General features: G+C 67.7%; 27 protein-coding genes. 17 read left to right on the plus strand and 10 right to left on the minus strand.

What is annotated here, in order from left to right; all coding sequences use genetic code 11:
- Positions 1-70: 70 nt before the first annotated feature.
- Positions 71-472, plus strand: a complete 402-nt coding sequence (locus tag KF889_01735) for a carboxymuconolactone decarboxylase family protein (protein MBX3498136.1) — start codon at positions 71-73, stop codon at positions 470-472.
- A 62-nt stretch (positions 473-534) separates the two neighbouring features.
- Complete coding sequence (locus tag KF889_01740; protein ID MBX3498137.1) at positions 535-1,107, plus strand: NAD(P)H-dependent oxidoreductase; 573 nt, start codon at positions 535-537, stop codon at positions 1,105-1,107.
- A gap of 84 nt (positions 1,108-1,191) precedes the next feature.
- On the opposite strand, the gene KF889_01745 is transcribed toward KF889_01740, so the two are convergent.
- Both KF889_01745 and KF889_01750 read right to left on the minus strand, forming a co-directional pair.
- Entirely contained in the window at positions 1,192-1,956 is a 765-nt protein-coding gene (locus KF889_01745) for an alpha/beta fold hydrolase (GenBank protein MBX3498138.1), read from the minus strand.
- Positions 1,957-2,080: 124 nt separating this feature from the next.
- A complete protein-coding gene (locus KF889_01750) occupies positions 2,081-3,481 on the minus strand; it encodes an adenylate/guanylate cyclase domain-containing protein (protein ID MBX3498139.1) in 1,401 nt (466 codons plus the stop codon).
- 165 nt (positions 3,482-3,646) lie between these two features.
- Here KF889_01750 and KF889_01755 point away from each other — a divergent pair, with 165 nt between their 5' ends.
- Together KF889_01755 and KF889_01760 are read left to right on the plus strand one after the other, a co-directional pair.
- Positions 3,647-4,447 (plus strand): NUDIX domain-containing protein, encoded by an 801-nt coding sequence (locus tag KF889_01755; GenBank protein ID MBX3498140.1) that lies wholly within the window; start codon positions 3,647-3,649, stop codon positions 4,445-4,447.
- 232 nt (positions 4,448-4,679) lie between these two features.
- Positions 4,680-5,876: a glycosyltransferase family 4 protein gene (locus KF889_01760; GenBank protein MBX3498141.1), complete on the plus strand. Its 1,197-nt coding sequence runs from the start codon at positions 4,680-4,682 to the stop codon at positions 5,874-5,876.
- A gap of 111 nt (positions 5,877-5,987) precedes the next feature.
- On the opposite strand, the gene KF889_01765 is transcribed toward KF889_01760, so the two are convergent.
- Positions 5,988-6,878: an MBL fold metallo-hydrolase gene (locus KF889_01765; GenBank protein MBX3498142.1), complete on the minus strand. Its 891-nt coding sequence runs from the start codon at positions 6,876-6,878 to the stop codon at positions 5,988-5,990.
- An 86-nt stretch (positions 6,879-6,964) separates the two neighbouring features.
- Positions 6,965-8,782: a hypothetical protein gene (locus KF889_01770; protein MBX3498143.1), complete on the minus strand. Its 1,818-nt coding sequence runs from the start codon at positions 8,780-8,782 to the stop codon at positions 6,965-6,967.
- A 170-nt stretch (positions 8,783-8,952) separates the two neighbouring features.
- On the opposite strand from KF889_01770, the gene KF889_01775 reads away from it, so the two are divergent.
- The 3 genes from KF889_01775 (at position 8,953) to KF889_01785 (ending at position 12,402) form a co-directional block, all read left to right on the plus strand.
- Positions 8,953-10,110, plus strand: a complete 1,158-nt coding sequence (locus tag KF889_01775; GenBank protein MBX3498144.1) for a CoA transferase — start codon at positions 8,953-8,955, stop codon at positions 10,108-10,110.
- Positions 10,111-10,225: 115 nt separating this feature from the next.
- A complete protein-coding gene (locus tag KF889_01780) occupies positions 10,226-11,464 on the plus strand; it encodes an FAD-dependent oxidoreductase (protein MBX3498145.1) in 1,239 nt (412 codons plus the stop codon).
- Between the two features lie 23 nt (positions 11,465-11,487).
- On the plus strand, positions 11,488-12,402 hold the full coding sequence (locus tag KF889_01785) for an SMP-30/gluconolactonase/LRE family protein (protein MBX3498146.1): 915 nt from the start codon (positions 11,488-11,490) through the stop codon (positions 12,400-12,402).
- A 6-nt stretch (positions 12,403-12,408) separates the two neighbouring features.
- Here the strand turns inward: KF889_01785 and KF889_01790 are convergent, their stop codons facing one another.
- Together KF889_01790 and KF889_01795 are read right to left on the minus strand one after the other, a co-directional pair.
- Complete coding sequence (locus tag KF889_01790) at positions 12,409-13,032, minus strand: flavin reductase family protein (GenBank protein ID MBX3498147.1); 624 nt, start codon at positions 13,030-13,032, stop codon at positions 12,409-12,411.
- A gap of 242 nt (positions 13,033-13,274) precedes the next feature.
- Positions 13,275-13,538 (minus strand): hypothetical protein, encoded by a 264-nt coding sequence (locus KF889_01795; protein ID MBX3498148.1) that lies wholly within the window; start codon positions 13,536-13,538, stop codon positions 13,275-13,277.
- A gap of 239 nt (positions 13,539-13,777) precedes the next feature.
- Between KF889_01795 and KF889_01800 the strand changes: the two genes are divergently transcribed.
- The 5 genes from KF889_01800 to KF889_01820 all read left to right on the plus strand — a co-directional run bounded on the left by KF889_01800 (position 13,778) and on the right by KF889_01820 (position 17,304).
- A complete protein-coding gene (locus tag KF889_01800; protein ID MBX3498149.1) occupies positions 13,778-14,353 on the plus strand; it encodes an SCO family protein in 576 nt (191 codons plus the stop codon).
- Positions 14,354-14,430: 77 nt separating this feature from the next.
- On the plus strand, positions 14,431-15,663 hold the full coding sequence (locus KF889_01805) for a polyhydroxyalkanoate depolymerase (GenBank protein ID MBX3498150.1): 1,233 nt from the start codon (positions 14,431-14,433) through the stop codon (positions 15,661-15,663).
- A gap of 121 nt (positions 15,664-15,784) precedes the next feature.
- On the plus strand, positions 15,785-16,426 hold the full coding sequence (locus KF889_01810; protein ID MBX3498151.1) for a hypothetical protein: 642 nt from the start codon (positions 15,785-15,787) through the stop codon (positions 16,424-16,426).
- A gap of 40 nt (positions 16,427-16,466) precedes the next feature.
- Positions 16,467-17,135 (plus strand): ribulose-phosphate 3-epimerase, encoded by a 669-nt coding sequence (locus KF889_01815; protein ID MBX3498152.1) that lies wholly within the window; start codon positions 16,467-16,469, stop codon positions 17,133-17,135.
- Positions 17,032-17,304 carry a GFA family protein gene (locus tag KF889_01820; GenBank protein MBX3498153.1) on the plus strand — a complete coding sequence of 91 codons (273 nt, stop codon included), beginning with the start codon at positions 17,032-17,034 and terminating at the stop codon, positions 17,302-17,304. The genes KF889_01815 and KF889_01820 overlap by 104 nt, the downstream gene beginning before the upstream one ends.
- 116 nt (positions 17,305-17,420) lie before the next feature.
- Here the strand turns inward: KF889_01820 and KF889_01825 are convergent, their stop codons facing one another.
- Positions 17,421-18,062: a CGNR zinc finger domain-containing protein gene (locus KF889_01825; protein ID MBX3498154.1), complete on the minus strand. Its 642-nt coding sequence runs from the start codon at positions 18,060-18,062 to the stop codon at positions 17,421-17,423.
- 48 nt (positions 18,063-18,110) lie between these two features.
- On the opposite strand from KF889_01825, the gene KF889_01830 reads away from it, so the two are divergent.
- From KF889_01830 to aqpZ, 5 genes are all read left to right on the plus strand, one after another.
- The gene (locus tag KF889_01830) at positions 18,111-18,806 is read left to right on the plus strand and encodes an AzlC family ABC transporter permease (GenBank protein ID MBX3498155.1); all 696 of its coding nucleotides are present in this window, start codon (positions 18,111-18,113) and stop codon (positions 18,804-18,806) included.
- A 36-nt stretch (positions 18,807-18,842) separates the two neighbouring features.
- On the plus strand, positions 18,843-19,277 hold the full coding sequence (locus KF889_01835; GenBank protein MBX3498156.1) for a DUF3617 domain-containing protein: 435 nt from the start codon (positions 18,843-18,845) through the stop codon (positions 19,275-19,277).
- Between the two features lie 53 nt (positions 19,278-19,330).
- Positions 19,331-19,642, plus strand: a complete 312-nt coding sequence (locus KF889_01840; protein ID MBX3498157.1) for an AzlD domain-containing protein — start codon at positions 19,331-19,333, stop codon at positions 19,640-19,642.
- Positions 19,643-19,672: 30 nt separating this feature from the next.
- On the plus strand, positions 19,673-20,068 hold the full coding sequence (locus tag KF889_01845) for a VOC family protein (protein MBX3498158.1): 396 nt from the start codon (positions 19,673-19,675) through the stop codon (positions 20,066-20,068).
- Between the two features lie 102 nt (positions 20,069-20,170).
- Positions 20,171-20,908, plus strand: coding sequence for an aquaporin Z (gene aqpZ, locus KF889_01850; protein MBX3498159.1), 738 nt, complete (start codon positions 20,171-20,173; stop codon positions 20,906-20,908).
- 18 nt (positions 20,909-20,926) lie between these two features.
- On the opposite strand, the gene KF889_01855 is transcribed toward aqpZ, so the two are convergent.
- From KF889_01855 to KF889_01865, 3 genes are all read right to left on the minus strand, one after another.
- The gene (locus tag KF889_01855) at positions 20,927-21,274 is read right to left on the minus strand and encodes a RidA family protein (GenBank protein ID MBX3498160.1); all 348 of its coding nucleotides are present in this window, start codon (positions 21,272-21,274) and stop codon (positions 20,927-20,929) included.
- Entirely contained in the window at positions 21,274-22,887 is a 1,614-nt protein-coding gene (locus KF889_01860) for a peptide chain release factor 3 (protein ID MBX3498161.1), read from the minus strand. Before KF889_01860 ends, KF889_01855 begins: the two co-directional genes overlap by 1 nt.
- Before the next feature lie 69 nt (positions 22,888-22,956).
- On the minus strand, positions 22,957-23,664 hold the full coding sequence (locus tag KF889_01865) for an RNA polymerase sigma factor (GenBank protein ID MBX3498162.1): 708 nt from the start codon (positions 23,662-23,664) through the stop codon (positions 22,957-22,959).
- Positions 23,665-23,720: the final 56 nt, after the last annotated feature.

The raw sequence follows: 23,720 nt of genomic DNA on the forward strand, positions 1-23,720 counted from the left end.
GATGCCAGCGCGCTTGCGGGGGGAGTGTCATGCGCTAGGCTGCGGCCATCCACGAAGAGGAGGAGCGCAGATGGCCGCGAGCAAGAACTACAAGAAGGGCACCGAGATCCGCAGCAAGCTGATGGGCAAGGCCTACGCCGCCAAGATGGCGAGCACCGTCTACGACGATCCGATGATGAAGAAGTTCGGCGACTACGCGCGCGAGGCGGTGTTCGGCATGCTGTGGGCGCGGCCGGGGCTGGACCTCAAGACCAAGGCGCTGATCTGCGTGATCTCCGACACCGCCCAGGCGCGCTGGCCCGAGCTCGCCATCCACCTGCGCTTCGCGCGCAACACCGGCTGGACCGAGAACGAGCTCTCCGAGGCGCTGATGCATTTGTGCGGTTATATCGGCCTGCCCTCGGTGCGCGAGGCGCTGCTGACGGCCAAGGAGGTCTTCGCCGAGATGAAGCACGAGGCGAAAAAGAAGTAGCGGCCGATGCGAATTTGATCTGGCGCAACGCGGGTCGGGCATCGCCGTCGTATGGGATGGCGATGTCGCGCATCCTGCTCGTGCAAGGCCATCCCGATCCCGCGGGCAAGCATTTCTGCCAGGCGCTCGCGCAGGCCTATGCCGACGGCGCGGCCGAAGGCGGCCACGAGATCCGCAACATCGAGGTCTCGCGGCTCGACTTCCCGTTGCTGCGCAATATGGCGGAGTTCGAGAAGGGCGAGCCGCCGCCGGACATCAGGGCGGCACAGGACTCGGTGATGTGGGCCGAGCATCTGGTGGTGATCTTCCCGCTGTGGCTGGGCGCCATGCCCGCGCTGCTCAAGGGCTTCTTCGAGCAGTGCCTGCGGCCGGGCTTCGCCTACGACTACCGCCCGCGCGGCTTTCCCGTCGAGAAGCTGAAGGGTCGCTCGGCGCGCATCGTCATCACCATGGGCATGCCCGGGCTGATGTATCGCCTGTGGTACGGCGCGCATGGCTTGAAGGCCCTGCGGCGCAACATTCTGGGCTTCGTCGGCATTGCGCCGATCCGCGACACGCTGTTCGGCATGATCGACGCCAAGCGTGCGCCGCGCATGCTGGCCGAGATGCGCGCGCTCGGCCGCCGGGCCGGTTAGCCTCCGCTGTCATTCCGAGCGCAGCGAGGAATCCAGGCATGTCCGCTGGATTCCTCGCTGCGCTCGGAATGACAGGGTGACTTTCTAGGCGGCCTGCACCGCGGCCGGTGTGTGCCGCACGAGAAACGCCTTCACGCGGCGGATCGATTCCTGCAGGTGATCGGGCGCGCGCCAGTCGGTCTGCACCTCGATGTCGGGCGCCAGGGCGGCGATCTCGGCGCTGGTCTGAGCCGGGTGCGGCTTGTCGGTGCCGGGCTGCAGGTAGAGCGGCGTCCTGCACTGACGCACGAAGTCGCGATCGACCGAGAACACGAACTCGCCGCCGAACATGTTGCGCCCGAAGCTCCGGATGATCTCGGGCGTCAGTGTTGGATCCTCGGCCAGCATCTTTTCCTGGAAGCCACTGACCGCGGCCTCCCAGGTGTCGTGGTTCTCGTGCAGGCCGATCGGGTTCTGCAGCACCGCCGAGGCGATCCGATCGGGCGCGATCCTGCAAAGCGTCAGGCAGAAGGTGCCGCCGATGCAGCCGCCCATGACATGGAAGCGCCTGAAGCCGAGATGGTCCATCAGCGCCAGGTGGTCGCCGGCATAGGTGTGCCAGCCATCGCTCGCGCGCACCTTGCCGCGCGAGGCGCCGGCGTTGCGCTGGTCCATGCCGATGACGGTGAACGTGTCGGTCAGCGCCGTCATCGGGTCCATCCAAGCGGCCGGTTTGCTCGGATCGGCCAGGCTCTGGCGCCAGTTGACGAGCTGCGAGCGCAGGCCGCCCGGAGCGAACAGCAGCAGCGGGAAGCCCTTGCCGTGGACCTCGTAATAGATCTCGGCATCGTCGCGCTTGAGCACCGGCATCTTTCCGCTCCCGATCGTCAGTCCGCGGCCCGCAGCCTAACGGCCCCGGGGACGCGAGCAAGAGCCGGGAGCGGCGTTCGCTCTACTGCCATCCGTCGCCGCGCTCGGGATGACGGAGTCGGGACTATGGAATCTCGAAGACCGCCACGTCGTGGGCGATGCCGCGCAAGGAGCGCTGTTGCGACACCGGCTTGTGGCCCTTGGCGGCGAGGATCGCCGCCGTCTCGGGGTGCTCGACCACGGGCGTGGTGGTGAAGATCGCCCGCGAATCGGCCAGGCCCTGCACGCGCGCGGCGATGTTCACGGTCTGGCCGAAATAATCCTGCCGCTCGTTGAGCGTCACGGCCAGGCAGGGGCCCTCGTGGATGCCGATCTTCAGCAGCATGTCCTCGCTGCCGCGCTGCTGGTTGAGATCGCGCATGGCGTCGCGCATGCGCAAGGCCGCGGCCATGGCGCGGTCGGGCGTCGGAAACGTGGCCATGACGGCGTCGCCGATGGTCTTGACCACGGCGCCGGCCTCGGAGGCGACGATCTCGTGCAGCAGGTTGAAGTGGCTGCGCACCAGGTCGAAGGCCACCAGGTCGCCGACGCGCTCGTAGAGCTCGGTCGAGCCCTTCAGGTCGGTGAACAGGAAGGTGAGGCTGGTGATCTTCAGCCGCTGGTCGACGTCGAGCGTGTCGGTGCGATAGATGTCGCGGAAGGTCTGGTTGGTCAGCAGGCGCTTGGCGGTCACGAAGGGCCGCCGCTGCTGCATCATGTGGTGCAGGTCGTGATCGGCGATCCAGATGCCGGGCAGCGCGCGCCGGTTGGTGCGATTGTCGAAGGAGATGCGAACGGGCCCTGGGCGCATCTCGGTGGTGCCGGTGGGTGCGCTGACGTTGTTGTAGACGATCGACAGGGTGCGCCGCTCCGTCGTCGGCTCGCCCTTGACGTCGATGAAATGCGCGGCGTGCGAGACCGGCTCGAAGACGATGATGAAGAGCGGCGGCAGCTGCACGGAGACCAGCGCCTTCTCGCCGGGTGGCAGCTCGATGGTCTCCAGCGTGATCTTCTCCCAGATCGACTCCTCGGGCGGCTCGAGGCCAGAGCTGAAGAAAAGCTGCGTGTTGTAGTCGTGGAACGACAGGTTCTCCGCATCGTGCGCGGCGATGCGCCGGACGCGCGGGCTGACCGTGAAGGTGACCTCGACCATCTCGTCGAGCGTCGGCTCGTAGCCTTCGGCGCAGAGCGCGCAATTGTAGGCTTCCGGCTTCACCGTCTTGAGCGAGGTGTTGGCGCCCAGCACGCCGCCGCAGCCCGGGCACAGCACGTTCCACGACAGCTCGAAGATCCCGGCACGCGCGGCGTGCAGGAAGGCGGCGATGACCCGTTCCTCGTCCAATGCGTTCTGCTGGGCGAAAGCCAGGGCGTTGACGCGGCACAGCGCCCGGTCCGGCGCCTCGCGCACCAGGCGCTCGATCGCGGCGACCGCCTGCTGGTCGGCGGCCTGCCGCAGGATGCCGAACAGTGCGTCTGCCTCGCTCATGGGCCAAGGCTACGCCTGCCCGTGATCGTCGCCAAGGCACGGTCGCTCACGACCCGGTGCGCCCAAGGCCTGCGCCGCCCGCTACCCGGCCTTGTCCGGCCCGGCCTATCGGGCCGGGAAGCGCTCCACTATGGTGGCGGCCGCAACCGAAACGATGACGAGACGATGAGCGAGACCGACAGCAAGGGCGCCCGCACGGCGACCGCCGAGCAGGTATTGAGCGGGGTGGTGCCTAGGCCGGAGGTGGGCAAGGAGCGGCCGGTCGACGCCACCTACGAGGGCAGCAGGATCCCGGCGATGAAGCCGCGCGACGCGGCCACCCTGATCATGGTGCGCAAGCCCAGGAATCCGGACGGCATGCCCGAGGTGCTGATGGGCTGTCGCGGCTCCGGCCACGTCTTCATGCCCAACCGTTACGTCTTCCCCGGCGGCCGGGTGGACCCGGACGACGCCAGGGTGCCGGTGGCGACGTCGCTCAGGCCCGAGATCGACGAGCGGCTGCGCCGGGCGGCCACGGCGCAGCGCGCCCGCGCACTGGCCATCGCCGCCATCCGCGAGACCTTCGAGGAGACCGGCCTGATCATCGGCGAGAAGTTCGACGGCAAGGTGGGCGAGGTGCCCAGGCATTGGGCCGGCTTCCTCGACCAGGGCCTGGCGCCGGCGCTGCACCATCTCGACTATATCGCCCGCGCCGTGACGCCGCCTGGCCGGCCGCGCCGCTTCAATGCCCGCTTCTTCATGATGGACGCCGAGGCGGTGCAGGGCACGATGAAGGACAGCACCGAGATCCACGACATCCGCTGGGTCCGGCTGGACGAGGCACGCCAGCTGCCGCTGCCGACCATCACCGGCCTGATGCTGGGCGAGGTCGCCCTGCTGGTGAAGGAGCCGCCGGCGGTCGGCGCGGAGCGGCGCATCAAGCTGTTCAAGACCATCCACCGCAAGCACATGCTGCTGGAGGAGTAGGTCTTCACCCTCTCCCCGTTTACGGGGAGAGGGTCGGGGTGAGGGGTTGAGGCAGGTGACGCACCGCCGTCGTACGCAACCTGGAACAGCTCCTCACCCTAACCCTCTCCCCGCAAGCGGGGAGAGGGAATGAGATGTGCTATAATATGGTCATGCGCCTGCTCCGCCTCCAGCTGATCGCGTCCCTGCGCTCGTCGTCGAACTGCACGGTGCACGAGAACCGCTGAGCGGCATGGCGCCGTCCGCGAACTCCGTCCTGCTGCTGACCCTGCCGCCCGGCCTTGGCGGGGAGCGTGCCCGGGCGCGCATGGTGCACGACGTGCTGGCGAAGCACGGCCACACGGTCACCGTGGCCTGGCGGGCCTATTACAGCGAGGAGCCCGATCTTTCGGTGCCGATGTGGCAAGCGCTGACGCGCCGTCCCTCGATTCGCGAGGTTCCGGACTGGCCGTGCCGGCGCGTGGCGGTGGGCACCTGGCTGCCCGAGCTCGAATGGGCGCATCATCAGCCCTGGAAGCCGTGGCGCGCGCTGCTCGAGGGCCATCGCGCGCATGTCGTGTCCTCGGGCAACAACCTCACCGGCTGGGGGCCGACGGCGCTCGACCTGGCGTCGCTGCAATGGATCGCCTCACCCTACGAGCCCGACCGCGTCGATCGCATCCGGCACTGGCCGGCGTGGCGGCGCCTGCACGACGCGCTGCTCAACAGCTGGGTCAGCGCGCGGCAGGAGGTGAAGACGCTGGAGCGCGCCGACACGCTGTCGATCAGCAAGTACACGGATGAGGGCCTGAAGCGCGTCACGCCAAGGGCACGTCTCTTCGGTGTCCTGGCGATCCCGGTCGATACCGGGCGCTACTCGCCCGATGGCCGCCCGGCGATCGCCGGGCGCAAGCTGCGCATCGGCTTCAACGGCCGCATCTCCGATCCGCGCAAGAACATGCCGCTGCTGGTCAAGGCCTTCGCGCGCGCCGCCGCGGCGCATCCCGACATCGAGCTGCACATCAGGGGCGATGTCCCGCGCGACGACTTCATCCGACAGTTCGACGCCGCCGCGATCGCCGACAAGCTGGTGGTCGAGCCGCCGGTCGCTTTCGCGCAGTTGCCGGACTGGTACCGTTCGCTCGACATCTTCGCGCTGGCCTCGCACCAGGAAGGCCTGTCAATCGTCGGCACCGAGGCGATGGCCAGCGGCGCGGTGGTCGTCTCGACGCGCTGCGGCGGGCCGCAGGACTATGTGCTCGACAACGAGACCGGGCTGCTGAGCGGCTTCGACGACCGCGAATTCGCCGACAGGCTGATCGCGTTGATCGGCGATGCGGCGCTGCGTGCGCGGCTGAGCGAAGCCGGCATCGCCTTCATCCGCGCCCGCCACGCCCAGGCCGAGTTCGAGCGCGGCTTCATGGAGGCCTTCTCGCGCCTGTACGGCTGAACGCTCCTGTCATCCCGAGCGTGCAAGGGATCCAGGGAAGCTGCCTGGATCCCTCACTGCGCTCGGGATGACCGTTACGTTTGATTGGCCGCACGTGGCCCTGGGCAGGAGCTATGGCAGCTTGTAGCGCGCGCCGATCGTCGGCGGGCCGTCGGCCAGCACGCGGCCCTCGGCGACGAACTGGACGAGATGCGCCAGCATCGAGCGGCCGGCGGCGGGGTGCAGGTGCTTCGGCACGGCGGCATAGACCTTGGCCACCATGTCGGGGATGCTCTCCAGCCCGTCGCGCAGGCAGCCGAGGATCTGCTGCTCGCGCTCCAGGCGGTGATCGATATAGGCCTGCACGAAGGGCCTGGGGTTCCTGATCTCCGCGCCGTGCGTCGGGATGAACACGGCCTCGTCGCGTGCCATCACCTTGCGCAGCGCCGCGAAGTAGTCGCGCATGTTGCCGTCGGGTGGCGAGATTACCGCCGTCGACCAGCCCATCACGTGATCGCCGGTCAGCAGCGCGTTGTTCTCGCGCACGGCGAAGCAGAGATGGTTCGAGATGTGGCCCGGCGTGTGCACGGCCTCGGCGGTCCAGCCGGCGCCGGACACGACCTCGCCGTCGCGCAGGGTGACGTCGGGCGTGAAGTCGTGGTCGCCGCCCTGCTCGGTGGTGACACCGGGCGGCGGCTTGGGATGGCCGCCGAAAGCGTAGATCGGCGCGCCGGTCGCCTTGGCCATGGCGCGCGAGGCGGGCGAGTGGTCGGTGTGGGTATGGGTGACGAGGATATGTGTCACCGTCTCGCCGCGCACGGCGTTGAGCACGGCGTCGACGTGGTCGGCCATGTCGGGGCCGGGGTCGACGATCGCCACCTTGCCGTTGCCGATCACGTAGGTGCCGGTGCCCATGAAGGTGAAGGCGCTGGGGTTCTTCGCCACCACGCGTCGGATCAGCGGCGTCACGCGCTGCGGCGCGCCGTAGGTGGGGTCGAACTCCTTGATGAATGGGATGGCCATACGGGGCTCCTCTGGGCGCCTGTCATTCCGGGCGTAGCGAGGAACCTGGAGATTCCTCGCTACGCCCGGAATGACATTGCGTGGTCTTAGCGCACCGGGATCAGCTTGTAGATCGCGTTGCGGATATCGGAGCTGACATAGACCGTGCCCGACCTGCCGACCGCCACACCGGTGGTGACGAAGGCCGGCGGGCCGTCCTTGTAGGTCGGCAGGCCGATGTCGAGGTTGGTGGCGACGATGGTGCGCTCGCCGTTCGCGGGATCGATGGCGACCACGCGGCGATGGCCGACCTCGGCGACGTAGAGCCGGCCGTCGGGCCCGAGGTCGATGCCCTCGGGCGCCACGAGGCCTTCGCTCACGGTCTTGCGCGCGCCCGAGGCGACGTCGATCTGCACCACGCGGCCGCCGGCGGTCTCGGTGACGTAGACGACGTCGCCCGGCCCTTCGACCATCGCCGTCGGCGCCGCCAGCTCCTTGGCGATGGCGACCTGGTCCTTGCTGTCGGCGCCGGTGACGCGCAGCAGGCTGCCGCTGCCCAGCTCGAGCACCAGCAGCTCGCCCTTGGCGGTCTCGATGGCGTCGACCGGCGCCTTGAAGCCGTGCAGCATGTCGAGGCTCTTGCCGGTCCTGCGGTCGACACGCTGCACACTGCCGGAGAACCAGCTGGTCAGCAGCACGTGGCGGGCGTTGGCCGAGATGCCGAACGGATACTCCAGCGTGTCGCCCTGCATGCGCAGCACCGTGTCGACCGCGCCCGTGGTGCCGTCAACGGTGCGATAGGAGAAGACATCGGCGACATGCAGCGTCTCGCGCTCGCCCTCGCTGATCACGGCGATGTCGGAGGGGGTCGCCAGCCTGCCCTCGACGATGGTGCGCGCCGCGCCGGTGCGCGTGTCGATCTGGTAGACGCCGTTGTCGACCATGCTGGTGACGAAGACGCGGTCGCGCCCGTCGATCGCCAGATTGTCGAGGCCGGGCTTGAGCGTGGCGATCAGCGTCTTCTCGCGAGTGGCTGGCGTCACGCGGACAAGCTGGCCCAGCGCCGTGTCGACGACATAGAGATTGCCCTTCTTGTCGAAGTTCACTGCCGCCGGCACCTTGAAGCCGTCGGCCACCATCGTCATCGCGCCACCCTTGTCGACGTCGATCCTCACGACCTGTCCGCGGAACCACAGCGGGCCGTAGAGCTGGCCGTCGGGGCCGAACTCGAAGCCGTTGAGCCCGCCCATGTCCTTCAGCAGCGGCTGCTTCTTGCTGGCGGGGTCGGCGTAGTTGATCGGCTTGTCGGTCTTGATGTCGATCTCCCACAGCGCGTCACCGAGGAAGACCTGGGTGGCGAACAGCCGTGGCTCCTTGTCCTTCTCGATCTTGAAGGCGAGCGAATTGATGCCCGGCAGGCCGGTGGCGATCAGCTTGGGCGCCTCGTTGCCCTTGCGGATATAGATGTTGCCGGTGAGGAAGCCGGTCCATGCCATCGTGCCGTCCGGCGCGAAGGCGATGTCGTCGGCCATGCCGCCCTTGTCCGGATCGACCACGACGTCGACCTCGCCGCTGTCGACATTGACGCGATAGATCGACTGGCCGACGACGCTGCCGACGAAGAGCTGGTCGTCCTTGTCGAAGGCCAGGCCGTGCACGCCGTGGAAGTGCGAGCCCGGCACCAGGATCTGGGTGATGAAGGATTTCGGCGGCGCGAGCGGTCCGGCTTGCTGCGCCGTCGGCGAGGCGGGCGGCTGTGCCGCGGGCGCGGCGGCCGGTGGAGTCGCGGGCGCGGGCTGGGGCTTGGCGGCGGGCGGCGCGGCCGGCTTCGTCGGCGGCTGCTGCGCCGTCGCGGGGATGAGCGCGGCGCCGAGCAGCAGGGTGAGCGCGACGGATGCTCGGCGGACGACTTGGCCTGGCGACATGCGGATACCGGTGGAGACCTCGATGGGATGGCGCCGGACTGTAGACCGTCACACCGGCGCATTGGAAGTGGCGCGGCGTCGCTGGCCGCGATGCGAATTGCGGCGGCAGCAAGGCTTCCCCGGCCCGGCGGATCGGCTACCATCCGTGCACGAAGCACAGGAGGAACAGCATGTCCGGACCGCTCACCGGCTATCGCATCATCGAGCTCGCGGGCATCGGCCCGGCGCCGATGGCCGCCATGATGATGGGCGACATGGGCGCCGACATCGTGCGCATCGACCGCACCAAGACGCACGTCATGGATCGCTTCGCCGATCCCAAGTTCAACGTGCATGGCCGCAGCCGCCGCTCGGTCTCGGTCGACCTGCAGAAGCCGGAGGGCGCCGAGGTCGTGCTGCGCCTGTGCAAGAGCGCCGACGGCATCATGGAGCCGTTCCGTCCCGGCGTCGCCGAGCGCCTGGGCGTCGGCCCCGATGCCTGCCTGAAGGCCAATCCGAAGATCGTTTACGGCCGCATGACAGGCTGGGGCCAGTCGGGCCCGCTGGCCAAGGCGGCCGGTCACGACCAGAACTACATCGCGCTCACTGGCGCGCTGCACGCCATCGGTCGCAAGGGCCAGAAGCCGGTGCCGCCGCTGAACCTCGTCGGCGATTTCGGCGGCGGCGGCATGCTGATGGCCTACGGCATGGTCTGCGGCCTGCTCGAGGCGCAGAAATCGGGCAAGGGCCAGGTCGTCGACGCCGCCATGGTCGACGGCGCGGCCCTGCTGCTGGGCGCGCTCTACGGCATGGTCGGCGCCGGGCTGTGGAACGACAAGGAGCGCGAGGCCAACATGCTCGACGGCGGCGCGCATTTCTACGACACCTACGAGACCAAGGACGGCAAGTACGTTTCGATCGGCTCGATCGAGCCGCAGTTCTACGCCCTGCTGGTCGAGAAGGCCGGCCTCTCGGGCCAGAACCTGCCGGCGCAGCACGATCGCGCGCAATGGCCGATGATGAAGCAGAAGCTCGAGGATGTGTTCAGGACCAGGACGCGCGACGAGTGGTGCCAGATCATGGAAGGCAGCGACGTGTGCTTCGCGCCGGTGCTGACCATGAGCGAGGCGCCGCATCATCCCGCCGCCAAGGCGCGCAACGCCTACGTCGATGTCGGCGGCTTCGACCAGCCGGCGCCGGCGCCGCGCTTCAGCCGCACGGTGGAGGCGACGCCGAAGCCGGCGCCCAAGCGCGGCAGCAACACCGAGGAGGTGCTGGAGCAGTCCGGCTTCTCGGCCGGGGAAATCGCCGAGCTGAAGAAGAGCGGCATCGTCGGCGCCCAGGCGTAGTCTCCGGCGTCGTCCTGAGCGGAGCGAAGGACCTTGCGGTGATGAAGAAGAACACGATGCCGACGTGCGACCGCGATACCGCAAGGTCCTTCGCTTCGCTCAGGACGACATCGACATGACCGTCGCTGTCATCGGTGCGGGGGTCGTCGGCATGGCCACAGCCCGCGCCATCCAGCGCAGCGGCCGTCAGGTGGTGGTGCTCGACGGCGAGGATCCCGGTCGCAAGACGTCGTTCGGCAATGCCGGCTTCATCGCCATCGACCACGTGCTGCCGCTGGCGCGGCCATCGGTGCTCAAGCGTGTGCCGCGCATGCTGCTGGATCGTGACGGGCCGCTCACGGTGCACCTGCCGAGCCTCTTCTGGCTGATTCCCTGGATGCTGCGCTTCGGCCGCGCCGCCTCGAGTGCGTCGGAGGTGACCAAGGGCGTCGACTCCTTCGGCGCGCTGATGGCCGAGGCCAATGTCGCCTGGAAGGCCGAGATCCAGGCCTCGGGCCTGGGCGAGCTCTTCAAGTCCAAAGGCGCGCTTTATGTCTACGAGACCATGGCCGGCTTCGACGGCGGCGCGCAGGAGCGCGCGCTGCAGGCGGCCAAGGGCACGGTGATGGAGATCATCGACGGTGATGGTGCGCGCGAGCTGGCGCCGGGCCTGGCGCCGCACATCGTCAAGGGTGTCTACTACCCGCACGGCCTGCACACGGTGAGCCCGTATCACGTCGTGACCGCGCTGGCCGAGCGTTTCGTCGCCGAGGGCGGACGCATCGAGAAGGCCAATGTCGAGGGCTTCGACGTGTCGGGCGATCGGGTCACCGCGGTGCGCGCGGGCGGCAGGCCGATTGCCGTCGACGCGGTGGCGATCTGTGCCGGTCGTGCCTCCGGCGATCTCACGCGCCATCTCGGCTTCAAGGCGCCGCTGGTAGCCGAGCGCGGCTATCACGTGATGCTCGAGCCGGACAACGTGCGGTTCGATCTGCCGGTGTCGCCGGCGGAACGCGGCTTCTTCATCACGCCGATGCGCGAGGGGCTGCGCGTCGCCGGCACGGTCGAGCTGGGTGCGCCCGACCGACCCGAATCGTGGCATCGCGCCGATCTGCTGATAAAGCATCTGCAGGCGATCTTTCCCGGCGTCGGCGGCCGGGAGAAGAGCCGCTGGATGGGCGAGCGTCCCTCGCTGCCCGACTTCCGGCCGGCGATCGGCCGCGCGCCGCGGCACGTCAACGTCTATTGCGGATATGGCCATCAGCATGTCGGCCTGACGCTCGCGACTGCCACCGGTCGCCTGATCGCCAGGCTGCTGGATGGCGAGGCGCTGCCGCCGGCCTTGGCACATTGCGATCCCGGACGCTTCGGCTAAGAGTCGGGCAGGGGAGAGACGCCATGGCCGACACCGATTTCGAGGTCCTCGATCGCGCGTTCCTGCGCTGCGTGCGCACCAGCGCGCGCCTGGATAAGCTGTACGAAGGCTGCCGCTGGGCCGAAGGCCCGGCCTATTTCCCGGCCTCGCGCTCGCTGGTGTGGAGCGACATCCCCAATGACCGCATGCTGCGCTGGGACGAGACGACGGGCGCTACCGGCGTCTTCCGCCAGCCTGCCGGCAACAGCAACGGCAACACCGTCGATCGTCAGGGCCGCCTGGTGAGCTGCGAGCACGGCAATCGCCGCGTGTCGCGCACCGAGCACGATGGCTCGATCACGGCCATCGCCGATCGCCATGACGGCAAGCGACTGAACAGTCCCAACGACGTCGTGGTGCAGTCGGACGGCTCGATCTGGTTCACCGATCCGGCCTACGGCATAGACAGCGACTACGAGGGCAACAAGGCCGAGAGCGAGATCGGCGCCTGCCATGTGTATCGCGTCGATCCGGCGACCGCGACATGTGCCATCGCCGCCGACGATTTCGTGCGGCCCAACGGGCTCGCCTTCTCGCCCGACGAGAAGCTGCTCTACATCGTCGACAGCGGTGCCACGCATGCCACCGACGGTCCGCGCCATATCCGGGTGTTCGAGGTCGGCGAGGGCGGCAAGCTGGCCAAGGGCCGCGTCTTCGCGACCTGCAACGCGGGCATCTTCGATGGTCTGCGGCTCGACACCGACGGCCGCGTCTGGACCAGCGCCGCGGACGGCGTGCACTGTTTCCAGCCCGACGGCACCTTGATCGGCAAGATCAAGGTGCCCGAGCGCGTCGCCAACCTCGAGTTCGGCGGCGCCAGGCGCAACCACCTCTACATCACGGCGACGACCTCGCTCTATTCGCTGAAGGTGCCGGTCAATGGCGCGAAGCGGTTCTGACGCCGCTCAGTTGTCAGGCCGGCGCATGCCCCAGACGTCGGTGACTGTCGTGTACTCGCTGTAGCCCAGGCGGGCGACCGGCTGGAAGGCGGCGACATCGACCCGGCCGTCCTTGAGGATCGCATCGTCGATGTGCACGCCGACGACCCGGCCGATCACCATGGAGCCGGGATTCGCCTCGCGGCCCGGCTCGATCGGCAGCTCGATGGTCTTCCAGTGCTTGCATTCCAGGGCCATCGGCGATTCGGCGACGCGCGGCGCCTTGACGTAGCGGCACGGTGCCGGCGTCAGGCCGGCCTCGCGCATCTCGTCGACGCCATAGGCGAACATCGCCGTGGTGACGTTCATCTTCTCCTTCAGCCTGGCGCTGACCATGTTGACGACGAACTCGCCGGTGAGCTCGGCGTTCATGCGCGAATGCTTGGTGGGCGAGTCGCCGTAGGTGCCGGTGATGGCGAAGTAGACCATCGGCGGGAACTCGCTGATCGCGTTGTAGAAGCTGTAGGGCGCGAGGTTGACCTTGCCCTCGGGATCCACCGTCGAGATCCAGCCGATCGGACGCGGCACGATCAGCGACTTGAGCGGATCGACCTTGAAGCCGTGGTCGCGCTTCAGCGCGTCATAGAACATCAGCCCACTCCCCGGTGCCTCGGCGCGGGCGCAGCCTATACAAAAAAGTATCGGCGTTCACGGGGGTGAACGCCGACGAAGTCTGGGGAATGATGATGAGGAAGAAAAAATCAGAAACTAGCAGACACTAGATACGGGCGGGTTTGGTTGGGGGAAACCCGCCGGGGAAGCAAAAGATGACTCGATGACCTCCAGATGCTCGATGATGAACGGGTACGCGCTGATGATCTCGGTTTCGTCCCTCAGTGAGGCGCCATGGGCCGCGCTGCGCCGCTGCGCATCGCCAGGCTCGCCTGGGTTTCGGTCATGTCCACGTCGGAGCACCCGATGCCGGCAACCACCGCCTTGGTGACGGGGGTATAGGGGAAGGGGCCACCAACAGCGCTGGCTGCCGGCTTCGAGCTCTCTTCGTGGGAGGTAGGAAGCGTCGCACTGGAAACCCGGCCGACGTTGTCGCTGACGAACATGACTTTGACCAAGGGATGAAATATGAACTTCAAGAACATGTATGTTCTAACGCAGGTACCGTATCAGGCGTAGCTAATAGATCGGGAAAAAACCGTCAAAGAGAGCTGTAAGACCCTGATCTAAGAGCATTTTTAGAAGCGCCAAGTATCTGCATGCATCTTAGGAAGTTGTCTTAGATTGTTGATTCGACATGACATATCCACAATGAACACAAGCGCTTGAGTGAGCCCTCCCCGCACCTTGCCAAGGCGGCGCCGGAGCGCCAAGGTCGCGGCCCATGTCGCGATCCGTGAAGCTTGTTCTGAGTGCCTGGGTGCTGGCGATCGTCGCCGGGATCGCCTGGGTCGTGGTCGATATCGGCGGCAGCGCGCCGGCCATCGGCGGCCCCTTCACCCTGACTGACCACACCGGAAAACGTGTGACAGATCAGGACTTTCGCGGCAAGCCGACGATCATCTATTTCGGCTTCGCCTATTGCCCCGATGTCTGCCCGACCTCGTTGCTCCTGATGCAGACCGGGGTCGACCAGCTCGGACCGCAGGCGGCGTCCAAGGTCAATCTGCTGTTCATCACGGTCGATCCCGAACGCGACCCGCCGGCAGCCCTGAAAGAATATGTCGCCCAGTTCGGTCCGACGATGGTCGGGCTGACCGGCACGCCGGAGCAAATTGCCGCCGTCGCCAAGGCGTTTCGCGTGTATTATCAAAAGGTTCCGGGCAAGGATGGGGCGCCGTACCTGGTCGATCACTCCTCGATCTTCTATGTGATGGACCGCAACTTCCGCTTCGTGAAGCACTTTACCCATCAGGCCAAGGCCGAGGACATTGCTGCGGCGCTGAAGCCGCTGCTGTAGTCAAAAGGCGACGGATCGCTCATATTGCGGTGCAGTAAACCGGAAAGGTCCCGGACCCTCGGGGACAGCGCACAGGCATGCTTTACCAATTGTATCACCTGAACCGGCAGCTCTCGCAGCCGGTGCGGATGGCCGCCGACTGGATCGAGGAGATCTACAGCAGCCCGTACAATCCGTGGTCGGAGACGCGTTTCGGCAAGTCGATGGCGGCTGGCGCCGAGATCGTCTCGAGGCTGACGCGCGACTACGGCGAGCCGGATTTCGCGCTGACCAGCACCGTGATCGACGGCCACGAGGTCGCGGTCAACGAGGAGATCCTGGTCCGCAAGCCGTTCTGCAATCTCGTGCGCTTCCGCCGCGACCTGGCGGGCTTGCCGGCGCGCCAGGATCCCAAGGTGCTGGTGGTCGCGCCGATGTCGGGCCACTTCGCCACCCTGCTGCGCGGCACGGTGCAGGCCCTGCTGCCGGAGCACGACGTGCACATCACCGACTGGATCGATGCGCGCGAGGTGCCGCTGTCGCTGGGCAATTTCGATCTCGACGACTACGTCGACTATGTCCAGGAGTTCGTGCGCTACATCGGCCCGCCGGCCCATGTCATCGCGGTCTGCCAGCCTTCGGTGCCGGTGATGGGCGCGGCCTCGCTGATGGCCGCCGCCGACGATCCGCTTCAGCCGCGCAGCGTTACGCTGATGGGTGGGCCGATCGATACGCGCCTCAGCCCGACCGTGCCCAACGATCTGGCGACGCGAAACTCGATGATGTGGTTCCGCCAGGCCGTGATCTCGAACGTGCCGCTGGGCTTCCCCGGGGTCATGCGCCGCGTCTATCCGGGCTTCCTGCAGCTCTCCAGCTTCATCACCATGAACCTGGACCGTCACATCAACGCCCATCTGCGCCAGTTCGAGCATCTGGTGCGCGGTGACGGCGATTCGGCGGAGGGCCACCGCGCCTTCTACGACGAATATCTCGCGGTGATGGACCTGACCGCCGAGTTCTATCTGCAGACCATCCAGGTGGTCTTCAAGGAACACCAGTTGCCGCGCGGCGTGTGGGTGTCACGCGGACGGCCGATCGATCCGTCACAGATCACCGTGCCGGCGCTGATGACGGTCGAGGGCGAGCTCGACGACATCTCCGGTGTCGGCCAGACCAGGGCGGCGCATGCGCTGACGCCCAACATCGCGCCCGAGCGCCACGTGCACTACGAGCAGCCGGGCGTCGGACACTACGGCATCTTCAATGGCCGCAAGTGGCGGGAGCAGATCATGCCGCGTGTGCGCAACTTCATTCGCGCGAATGACCGCTGATTTCCCTATCGTGGCCACGGCTTTCGACTTATAAACAGAACATACTGAAAACGTGACGCGGATCTGCGCGAACACGTTCGCTGAACCATAGTCGCCGCATTCCCCTCGTGATGGTGACGATATGAGTGATACCGCAGCGGGCGCCGCGCCGGCGCCGCTGGTCGCCGGCCATGATGGCGCTCCCGTCGAAAGCATCTGGCCTTTCGACCATGGCGTGACCCTGGACGATTCGGCCGAAGCCAACCTCTTCGCCCTGCACGACGAAGGCCTGCCCATCGACATGCTGATGGCGGCCTCGGACCTCGTGCGGGTCGAGCGCCCGCACGACGAGCCGTTCTTCAGCGACGACGAGATCGGCGACTGGAGCGGCACCGTCCACGACGCATCGCGCCTGTCGACGCTGGGCGGCCAGGCCTACGACCTGGTGATTGGCGGCAGCTATGCCGAGAATGTTCACCTGCTGCCCGATCACCCGGCCTTCGCCGGCTGGGGCGAGGCGGCGTCTGTCGTGGCTGTGGCTCACGACCCGCTGGTCGACCTTGGTCATTCGGCGCTGAGTGGCGGTCCGACCGGGCTGGCACCGTTCGGCGGCGCGATCGCCACGCACGCGCACTCGGGCCTCTGGGGCAGCGCCATCGTGGCCGACCTGCAGGCGCCGGAGCTGTCGTGGCTCGCCGGCGTCGACCTGCCGGGCGGCCATTTCGGCGAAGCCTGGGCGTGGGACACCGACAAGAGCGCCTACGTCTTTCATCACTTCGTCTAGCTGCCTTGCTGGCCGCTGCCCGACCTGATAGGGCAGCGCCATGCAGCAGCGCACGCGCATCGCGCCCTCGATCCTGTCCGCCGACTTCGCCGCGCTGGGCCGCGAGGTCGAGGCGATCACCGCCGCGGGCGCGGACTTCGTGCATGTCGACGTCATGGACGGCCACTTCGTGCCCAACATCACCATCGGGCCGATGGTGGTGAAGGCGCTGCGCAAGCATTCGACGTTGCCGTTCGATGTGCACCTGATGATCTCGCCGGTCGATCCCTACATTCCGGCCTATGTCGAAGCCGGCGCCGACATCGTCTCACTGCATCCCGAGGCCGGCGCGCATCTGCATCGCTCGATCCAGCTGATCAAGTCGCTGGGCAAGAAGGCAGGCGTGGTGCTGAACCCGGCGACACCTGTCGCGGCGGTCGAGCACGTGATCGGCGACATCGATCTGGTGCTTGTCATGAGCGTCAATCCCGGCTTCGGCGGCCAGAGCTTCATCGACGGCCAACTCGGCAAGATCGCCACCTTGCGCCGGATGATCGACGCCACAGGTCGAGCCATCGATCTCGAGGTCGATGGCGGCATCAATCCCGAGACGGCGAAAAAGGCTGTTGCCGCCGGCGCCGACATGCTGGTCGCCGGCACCGCCGTGTTCACCGGCGGTCCGCAACGCTACGCCGCCAACATCAAGGCCCTGCGCGGCGACGGCGGATGAGCGAGCGTCGGGCGAGCCGACCAAGGGCTCGCCGTGCCATTGCCGGGAGTGCCAGAGGCGAACCGGCAGCACCTATGGCATCGCCGCCTTCTTGCGTCGCGCCGCGGCCCAGCCGGCAGGTGAGGCATCGCCATCGCAGTCGGTCTACGAGGAGCAGCGCCACACCTAGGTCCGGCTGCCGGGCTAGAGCGGCGTGCCGGCCATCGGACCCGTCCGTCATCCCGAGCGCAGCGCGGGATCTAACGCCGGCCTGGATCCCGCGCTGCGCTTGGGATGACAGGTGCCTCAAATCTTCCGGTCGATACTCTCGGTGTTGTGTGATCGCCGGCGGCGGCCGTAGAAGGCGCGCGCTTTGGCCTTGTTGCCGCACGCGGCCATGTCGCACCACAGCCGCGAGCCATTGCGCGAGGTGTCGACGAAGAACCAGCCGCAGCGGTGATCGGCGCAGTGGCCGACGCGCGCCAGCTGCTTCGATGCGAGGAACTCGACAATGTCGTGCACCAGCTGCGCCAGCGGCGCGCGCAACGCATCGACGTCGCCCGCGGCCACGGCGCGCAAGCCGCCTTCGGCCGGCTCGACTCGGTAGCTGAAACGTGTCGCCGACAGCGCCTCATTGAGTGTCGCCAGGGCAGCCCTGCCGCCGCCCGCCAGCACCGCCGCCAACGCCTCGCGCAAGGCGATCGCGTCGCGCAATACCTTGCGCGCGGCCGCCGGCTGACGCGCGGCGTCTGACAGCAGCCGCCTGTGCGCCGCCGCGTCGATCAGGCCGGCCGCCTGCGCCCAGATGAGGAACTCGTCATAGCTGGTGAGCCGCTCCCCGCGCGCCGCAGGGTCGCCGCGCCACTCCACGGTGTTGGCGAAGTCGACGGCACGTGCCCCGCCCACCAGCCTGGGCGGCACCTGACGATAGGAAGGTTGTGGGGTCATAAGAGAATCTAACCTGTTAAATGGCCTTTTGCCAGTTATATATCCTGCATGACGCATACCGCCGCGCCATTGACCTTCACGCTGAACGGCCTTCGCCAGGGCGCCCTCGCGGTTGGCGTGCTGCTGCCCGGCACGGTGATGTTCGCCATGGCCTTCGGCGTCGTGGCCAGGGCCACCGGTCTGGGCCTGGGTGAGGCGACGCTGCTCAGCGCCTGGGTCTATGCCGGCGGCGCGCAGATGGCGACCCTGCAGGTCTGGGCCGATCCGGTGCCGCTGCTTGCCGTGGTGCTGACGACCCTGGCGATGAATTCGCGCTATCTGCTGCTGGGCGCGGCGATGCGGCCGTGGTTCGGCGGCCTTCCGGCCGGCCAGTCCTATCCTTCGCTGTTCGTGCTGGGCGACGCCAACGCCGCCATGGCGTTGCGCCGTCACGCCGAGGGCGACGCCGACGCGGCCTTCGTGCTGGGCAGCGGCGCCGCGATGTGGCTGGCCTGGGTCGCCGGCACGGCGGCAGGACATGGCTTCGGCCAGGCGCTGGGCGATCCGCGCCGTCTGGGGATCGACTTCATGCTCGGCGCCTTCTTCGCCACCATGGCGGCGGGCTGGCTCGAGAGTCGCGGCAACCTGGTGCCGTTCGTCGTCGGCGTCGTCTGCGCCACCGTCGTCGATCGTCTGCTGGGCGCGCCCTGGTCGGTCCTGGCGGGTGCCGTCGCCGGCGCATTGACCGCGGGGCTGCGCCGATGATGGTAGGATGCCGCGCCAACCACCATGAGGTCACCGATGCGTCTTCCGTTTGCCGTGGCTCTGCTCGTGTTCAGTCCGGCCCTGGCTTTGGCTCAGATGCAGCCCGGCAAGTGGGAAATCCAGCTCGCGGTCACGTCGGCCGATATCCCGAATGCGCCGCCGCAGGTGACCGAGTCGCTCAAGAAGCCGAGGGTGCTGAGCCGTTGCATCACGCCGGCCGAGGCTTCGGCGGGGCCGCTGGCGATGATGAAGCGCGGCGCGCTGTGCACCTTCGATCGCGAATCGCTGAGCGGCGGGACGTTCGACGTGGTCATCACCTGCCCGCAGGACGACGGCAGGACGACGGCGCGGATCACCGGCAGCTTCGGCGCCACCGAGCTCGAGATGAAGGCCACGATCGACCAGACCGGCTCGCAGGCGATGAAGATGACGACGGTGACGACGGCCAGGCGGATCGGCGACTGCCCGTAGCGCCCGTGCGCGCGATTGCGATGGTCGGGCCTTCCTGAGGAAGGGTGCGGGACATGGATTTCAGACCGGACGTCATGCTGGCGATCCTGCTGCTGGGCTTGGCCTCCTATGCCTGCCGCGCCGGCGGCTTCTTCCTGATGCGTTATGTCGCCGTCACGCCACGCCTCGAGGCCTGCCTGCGTGCGATTCCCGTGGCGCTGGTCGGCGCCATCCTCGGTCCCGTCGCGGCGCGCGGCGGCCCGCCGGAATGGGCCGGGCTGGCGGTGGCGCTGTTGGGCATGCGCATGACCGGCAACGAGCTCGTGAGCGCGATCGCCGCCGTTGCCGTCGTCGCCGGCGGCCGCGCGCTCGGCCTGGGCTCATAGGCTAGACTGCGGTCTCCCAGGAGGCCCGCCATGCCGCTCGCTCTCGGACCCATCGGCCAGATTGCCCGCGCCGTCGCCGACGTCGATCGTGCCGAAGCCTTCTATGGCGGCGTGCTGGGCTTGCGGAAGCTGTTCCGCTTCGGCGACCTGACCTTCTTCGATTGCGCAGGCGTGCGGCTGATGATCGAGAAGACGCCCGCGGCGAAGACTCCCGGCGAGAGCGTGCTGTACTTCCGCGTCGCCGATATCGCGCTCGCCTGCAAGGAGCTCGCGGCGCGCGGCGTGCGCTTCGACGACAAGCCGCATCTCATCGCGAAGATGGAAGATCACGATCTGTGGATGACGTTCTTCCGCGATCCCGACGGCCACGTTCTGGCGCTGATGCAGGAAGCGCCCAAGGGCTATCAGCCACTCGCATCGGCTTAGACTCTCCACTGAACATCGCGCGGGGGTTTAGTGCTTGGCGCGATCGTTACGCCCCCTGTAGAAGGCGGTTGCACGTGTCCACGCGGCATTGGGGGGGAAATGATGCCTATCTCGAAGCGACTTGCCGCCGAATGTCTCGGCACGTTCTGGCTGGTGCTGGGCGGCTGCGGCAGCGCCGTGCTGGCGGCGGCGTTTCCCCACTTCGGCATCGGCCTGACCGGCGTATCAATCGCCTTCGGCCTGACCGTGCTGACCATGGCATATGCCATCGGCCACATCTCGGGCTGCCATCTCAATCCGGCGGTCACCGTCGGCCTCGTCGTCGCGCGGCGCTTCCCGGCGGGCGAGATGCTGCACTACATCGTGGCGCAGGTCGTCGGCGCCGTCGCCGGCGCTGGCGTGCTCTACCTGATCGCCAGCGGCAAGGCGGGTTTCGATCTCTCCGGTGGCCTGGCCTCGAACGGCTATGCCGAGCATTCACCGGGCCAGTATTCGCTCGTGGCCGGGCTGGTTGCCGAGATCGTCATGACCTTCATGTTCCTGGTGATCATCCTGGGCGCCACAGACAAGCGCGCGCCGGCCGGCTTCGCGCCGATCGCCATCGGGCTGGGGCTGACCCTGATCCACCTGATCAGCATCCCGGTCACCAACACCTCGGTGAACCCGGCGCGCAGCACCGGCCCGGCGATCTTCGTGCAGGGCTGGGCATTGCAGCAGCTGTGGCTCTTCTGGGTGGCGCCGGTGATCGGCGCGGCGCTGGCCGGCTTCGTCTATCCCTGGATCGCCGGCGCGCCCGACAAGCAGTCGGCGGAGGGATCAGTGCCGGCCGCGGCGGATTGATCGGCAGGCGGTTGGCCGCTAGCGAGCGGCGACCACCATGATCTCGACCTTCATGTCGGGATCATTGAGCCTGGCCTGCACCGTCGCGCGCGCCGGCGTCTTGCCCGGCACGACCCAGGCGTCCCACACCGCGTTCATGGCGGCGAAGTCGGCGATGTCCTCCAGCCAGATCACCGCCGACAGGATCTTCGTCTTGTCGGTGCCGGCGCGCTCGAGCAGGGCGTCGATCTCGGTCAGTGCCTGCTTCACCTGCCCGGTGATGTCGAGCGAGGTATCCTCCGGGATCATGCCCGAGAGATAGACGCGATCGTCGTGAATCACCGCCTCGGCCAGGCGCGGGCCGGGATCGATGCGCACGATGCTCATCAGTGCCGCTCCCGCGTCTCGGCGAAGCGCACGGCGGGGAAGCGCTCGCGGATGGTGTTGAGCTCCCAGGCGTTGCGCGCGAGGTAGACCGGTGCGCCATCGCGATCCTCGGCCATGGCGGCGCGCTGCGCCTCCATGAAGCGGTCGAGGTCGGCCTTGCTGTCGGCCGAGATCCAGCGCGCGGTCTCGAACGGCGCCTGCTCCAGCGCGATCTTCACCTGGTACTCGGTCTCGACGCGGGTCTGCAGCACGTCGAGCTGCAGGGCGCCGACCACGCCCACGATCCAGTCGCCGCCGATGACGCGGCGGAAGACCTGGGTGACGCCTTCTTCCGACAGGTCCTCCAGCGCACGACGGAGCTGCTTGGACTTCATCGGGTCCTCCAGCCGCACGCGGCGCAGCATCTCGGGCGCGAAGTTCGGGATGCCGGTGATGCGCAGCTCCTCGCCCTCGGTCAGCGTGTCGCCGACGCGCAACGTGCCATGGTTGGGCACGCCGATGATGTCGCCGGGCCATGCCTCGTCGACGATCTCGCGGTCGCGGGCAAAGAAAAGGATCGGGCTGCCGATGGTGATGCTCTTGCCGGTGCCGACCTGCTTGAGCTTCATGCCGCGCTGGAAGCGCCCGGCGCACAGCCGCATGAACGCCACCCGGTCGCGGTGGTTGGGGTCCATGTTGGCCTGCACCTTGAACACGAAGCCGGCGACCTTGCCTTCGGTCGGCTCGATCGGCCGCGGCGAGGCCGGCTGCGGCCGCGGCGAGGGCGCGTAGGCGGCCAGCGCGTCGAGGATCTCGCGCACGCCGAAATTGTTGTAGGCACTGCCGAAGAACACCGGGGTGAGATGGCCCTCGAGATAGGCCTGGCGGCTGAATTCGGGGTAGCCGGCGCGCACCAGCTCGACGTCCTCGACCAGCTTGGCATGCTGGTCGGCCGGCAGCGCGTTGGCCAATTCCGGATCGTCGACACCGGTGTACTCGACGGCGTCGGCGACCTTCTCGCGCGCGGCGCTCGAGAACATCAGCATGCGATCGCGCACCACGTCGTAGGTGCCGCGGAAGGACTGGCCCGAGCCGACCGGCCAGCTCATCGGCGTGACGTCGAGCGCGAGCGTCGAGGCGATCTCGTCGAGCAGCTCGAACGGGTCCTTGCTCTCGCGGTCCATCTTGTTGACGAAGGTCAGGATCGGCACGTCGCGCAGGCGGCAGATCTCGAACAGCTTGCGGGTGCGCGCCTCGATGCCCTTGGCGGCGTCGATCACCATCACCGCCGAGTCGACGGCGGTCAGCGTGCGATAGGTGTCCTCGCTGAAATCCTCGTGGCCCGGCGTATCGAGCAGGTTGAAGATCGCGCCGCCGTACTCGAAGGTCATGACGGACGTCGTGACCGAGATGCCGCGCTGCTGCTCGATCTTCATCCAGTCCGAGCGCGCGCGCCTGGCCTCGCCGCGCGCCTTGACGGCGCCGGCGGCATGAATCGCGCCGCCGAACAGCAGCAGCTTCTCGGTCAGCGTGGTCTTGCCGGCGTCGGGGTGCGAGATGATCGCGAAGGTACGGCGGCGGGCGGCAGGGTGGCCGGCCGGCGCGGATTCGGGCTGGGTTTCGGCAAGGGACATGGGGTGCGCGGGGTAGCGCTTGCAGGGCCATCGGTCAAGTTCCCGCCGCCGGAAGCATGATTGCAGGGGCTATTCCGGCGATTGGTCCCGCGCGTCCAGTCGCGCCAGCACTGCCTCGGTGATGCGCTCGCAGCGTCGGCCGAGGAACGGGAAGGCATCGTGGACCGTCGAGGTGATCCTGTCGTTCAGCGCCGAGCGCAGCAGGCGGCGGGCGCGGAACAGCCGCGTCTTCACCGTCTCCTCGGGGATGCCCAGCGACTCAGCGGTCTCGGCCACGCTGCAGTCCTCGATCTCGCGCATCACGAACACGACGCGGAAGCCGTCCGGCAGGCCGTCGATCGCTGATTCGAGCAGATGCCTGATCTGCGTACGCGCCGCATCCTGTTCCGGCGTCATGCTCGTCTCGCCATGGGGAAACATGATTACGTCGGCTCCGCGTCCCTGCGCCGCCTCGATCTGCTCGACGCCGACAAGATTGCGGCGTTTGCGCAGCCGGCCATTGGCCTCGTTTATGACGATGCGGGTGAGCCAGGTCAGCAGGCTCGACTCGCCACGAAACGTCTCGATGCCGACGAAGGCGCGCAGGTAGGACTCCTGAAGGATGTCCTCGGCGTCGGTCTCTTCGCGCGCGATGCTGCGGGCGATACGAAAGAGGCGCTGGTTGTGGCGCTGCATGATGGCGCGGAAGGCCTCGCGCTCGCCGGCGCGCGTTCGGCGCACCAGCTCGGCCTCCTCCATGTCTGTGTAGTCGAGGCGCCTTGCGTCGGGCACGGCCATACCCTCCTTCCCGCAAACCTAACTCCATCTGATGCGCGAGCGACAGGAAGGTTCCC

Source organism: Alphaproteobacteria bacterium, assembly GCA_019635875.1.
Taxonomy (GTDB): Bacteria; Pseudomonadota; Alphaproteobacteria; order Reyranellales; family Reyranellaceae; genus JAFAZJ01.

What these genes read in the sequence shown, in the direction of transcription:
- KF889_01815 (MBX3498152.1), top strand. Translation starts at nt 16,467, where the DNA reads ATGCAGCAGCGCACGCGCATCGCGCCCTCGATCCTGTCCGCCGACTTC.
- KF889_01750 (MBX3498139.1), bottom strand. Translation starts at nt 3,481, where the DNA reads ATGAGCGAGGCAGACGCACTGTTCGGCATCCTGCGGCAGGCCGCCGAC.
- KF889_01835 (MBX3498156.1), top strand. Translation starts at nt 18,843, where the DNA reads ATGCGTCTTCCGTTTGCCGTGGCTCTGCTCGTGTTCAGTCCGGCCCTG.
- KF889_01795 (MBX3498148.1), bottom strand. Translation starts at nt 13,538, where the DNA reads ATGTTCTTGAAGTTCATATTTCATCCCTTGGTCAAAGTCATGTTCGTC.
- KF889_01775 (MBX3498144.1), top strand. Translation starts at nt 8,953, where the DNA reads ATGTCCGGACCGCTCACCGGCTATCGCATCATCGAGCTCGCGGGCATC.
- KF889_01735 (MBX3498136.1), top strand. Translation starts at nt 71, where the DNA reads ATGGCCGCGAGCAAGAACTACAAGAAGGGCACCGAGATCCGCAGCAAG.
- KF889_01840 (MBX3498157.1), top strand. Translation starts at nt 19,331, where the DNA reads ATGGATTTCAGACCGGACGTCATGCTGGCGATCCTGCTGCTGGGCTTG.
- KF889_01765 (MBX3498142.1), bottom strand. Translation starts at nt 6,878, where the DNA reads ATGGCCATCCCATTCATCAAGGAGTTCGACCCCACCTACGGCGCGCCG.
- KF889_01825 (MBX3498154.1), bottom strand. Translation starts at nt 18,062, where the DNA reads ATGACCCCACAACCTTCCTATCGTCAGGTGCCGCCCAGGCTGGTGGGC.
- KF889_01865 (MBX3498162.1), bottom strand. Translation starts at nt 23,664, where the DNA reads ATGGCCGTGCCCGACGCAAGGCGCCTCGACTACACAGACATGGAGGAG.
- KF889_01810 (MBX3498151.1), top strand. Translation starts at nt 15,785, where the DNA reads ATGAGTGATACCGCAGCGGGCGCCGCGCCGGCGCCGCTGGTCGCCGGC.
- KF889_01770 (MBX3498143.1), bottom strand. Translation starts at nt 8,782, where the DNA reads ATGTCGCCAGGCCAAGTCGTCCGCCGAGCATCCGTCGCGCTCACCCTG.
- KF889_01740 (MBX3498137.1), top strand. Translation starts at nt 535, where the DNA reads ATGTCGCGCATCCTGCTCGTGCAAGGCCATCCCGATCCCGCGGGCAAG.
- KF889_01745 (MBX3498138.1), bottom strand. Translation starts at nt 1,956, where the DNA reads ATGCCGGTGCTCAAGCGCGACGATGCCGAGATCTATTACGAGGTCCAC.
- aqpZ (MBX3498159.1), top strand. Translation starts at nt 20,171, where the DNA reads ATGCCTATCTCGAAGCGACTTGCCGCCGAATGTCTCGGCACGTTCTGG.
- KF889_01845 (MBX3498158.1), top strand. Translation starts at nt 19,673, where the DNA reads ATGCCGCTCGCTCTCGGACCCATCGGCCAGATTGCCCGCGCCGTCGCC.
- KF889_01755 (MBX3498140.1), top strand. Translation starts at nt 3,647, where the DNA reads ATGAGCGAGACCGACAGCAAGGGCGCCCGCACGGCGACCGCCGAGCAG.
- KF889_01800 (MBX3498149.1), top strand. Translation starts at nt 13,778, where the DNA reads ATGTCGCGATCCGTGAAGCTTGTTCTGAGTGCCTGGGTGCTGGCGATC.
- KF889_01785 (MBX3498146.1), top strand. Translation starts at nt 11,488, where the DNA reads ATGGCCGACACCGATTTCGAGGTCCTCGATCGCGCGTTCCTGCGCTGC.
- KF889_01790 (MBX3498147.1), bottom strand. Translation starts at nt 13,032, where the DNA reads ATGTTCTATGACGCGCTGAAGCGCGACCACGGCTTCAAGGTCGATCCG.
- KF889_01830 (MBX3498155.1), top strand. Translation starts at nt 18,111, where the DNA reads ATGACGCATACCGCCGCGCCATTGACCTTCACGCTGAACGGCCTTCGC.
- KF889_01805 (MBX3498150.1), top strand. Translation starts at nt 14,431, where the DNA reads ATGCTTTACCAATTGTATCACCTGAACCGGCAGCTCTCGCAGCCGGTG.
- KF889_01780 (MBX3498145.1), top strand. Translation starts at nt 10,226, where the DNA reads ATGACCGTCGCTGTCATCGGTGCGGGGGTCGTCGGCATGGCCACAGCC.
- KF889_01855 (MBX3498160.1), bottom strand. Translation starts at nt 21,274, where the DNA reads ATGAGCATCGTGCGCATCGATCCCGGCCCGCGCCTGGCCGAGGCGGTG.
- KF889_01860 (MBX3498161.1), bottom strand. Translation starts at nt 22,887, where the DNA reads ATGTCCCTTGCCGAAACCCAGCCCGAATCCGCGCCGGCCGGCCACCCT.
- KF889_01760 (MBX3498141.1), top strand. Translation starts at nt 4,680, where the DNA reads ATGGCGCCGTCCGCGAACTCCGTCCTGCTGCTGACCCTGCCGCCCGGC.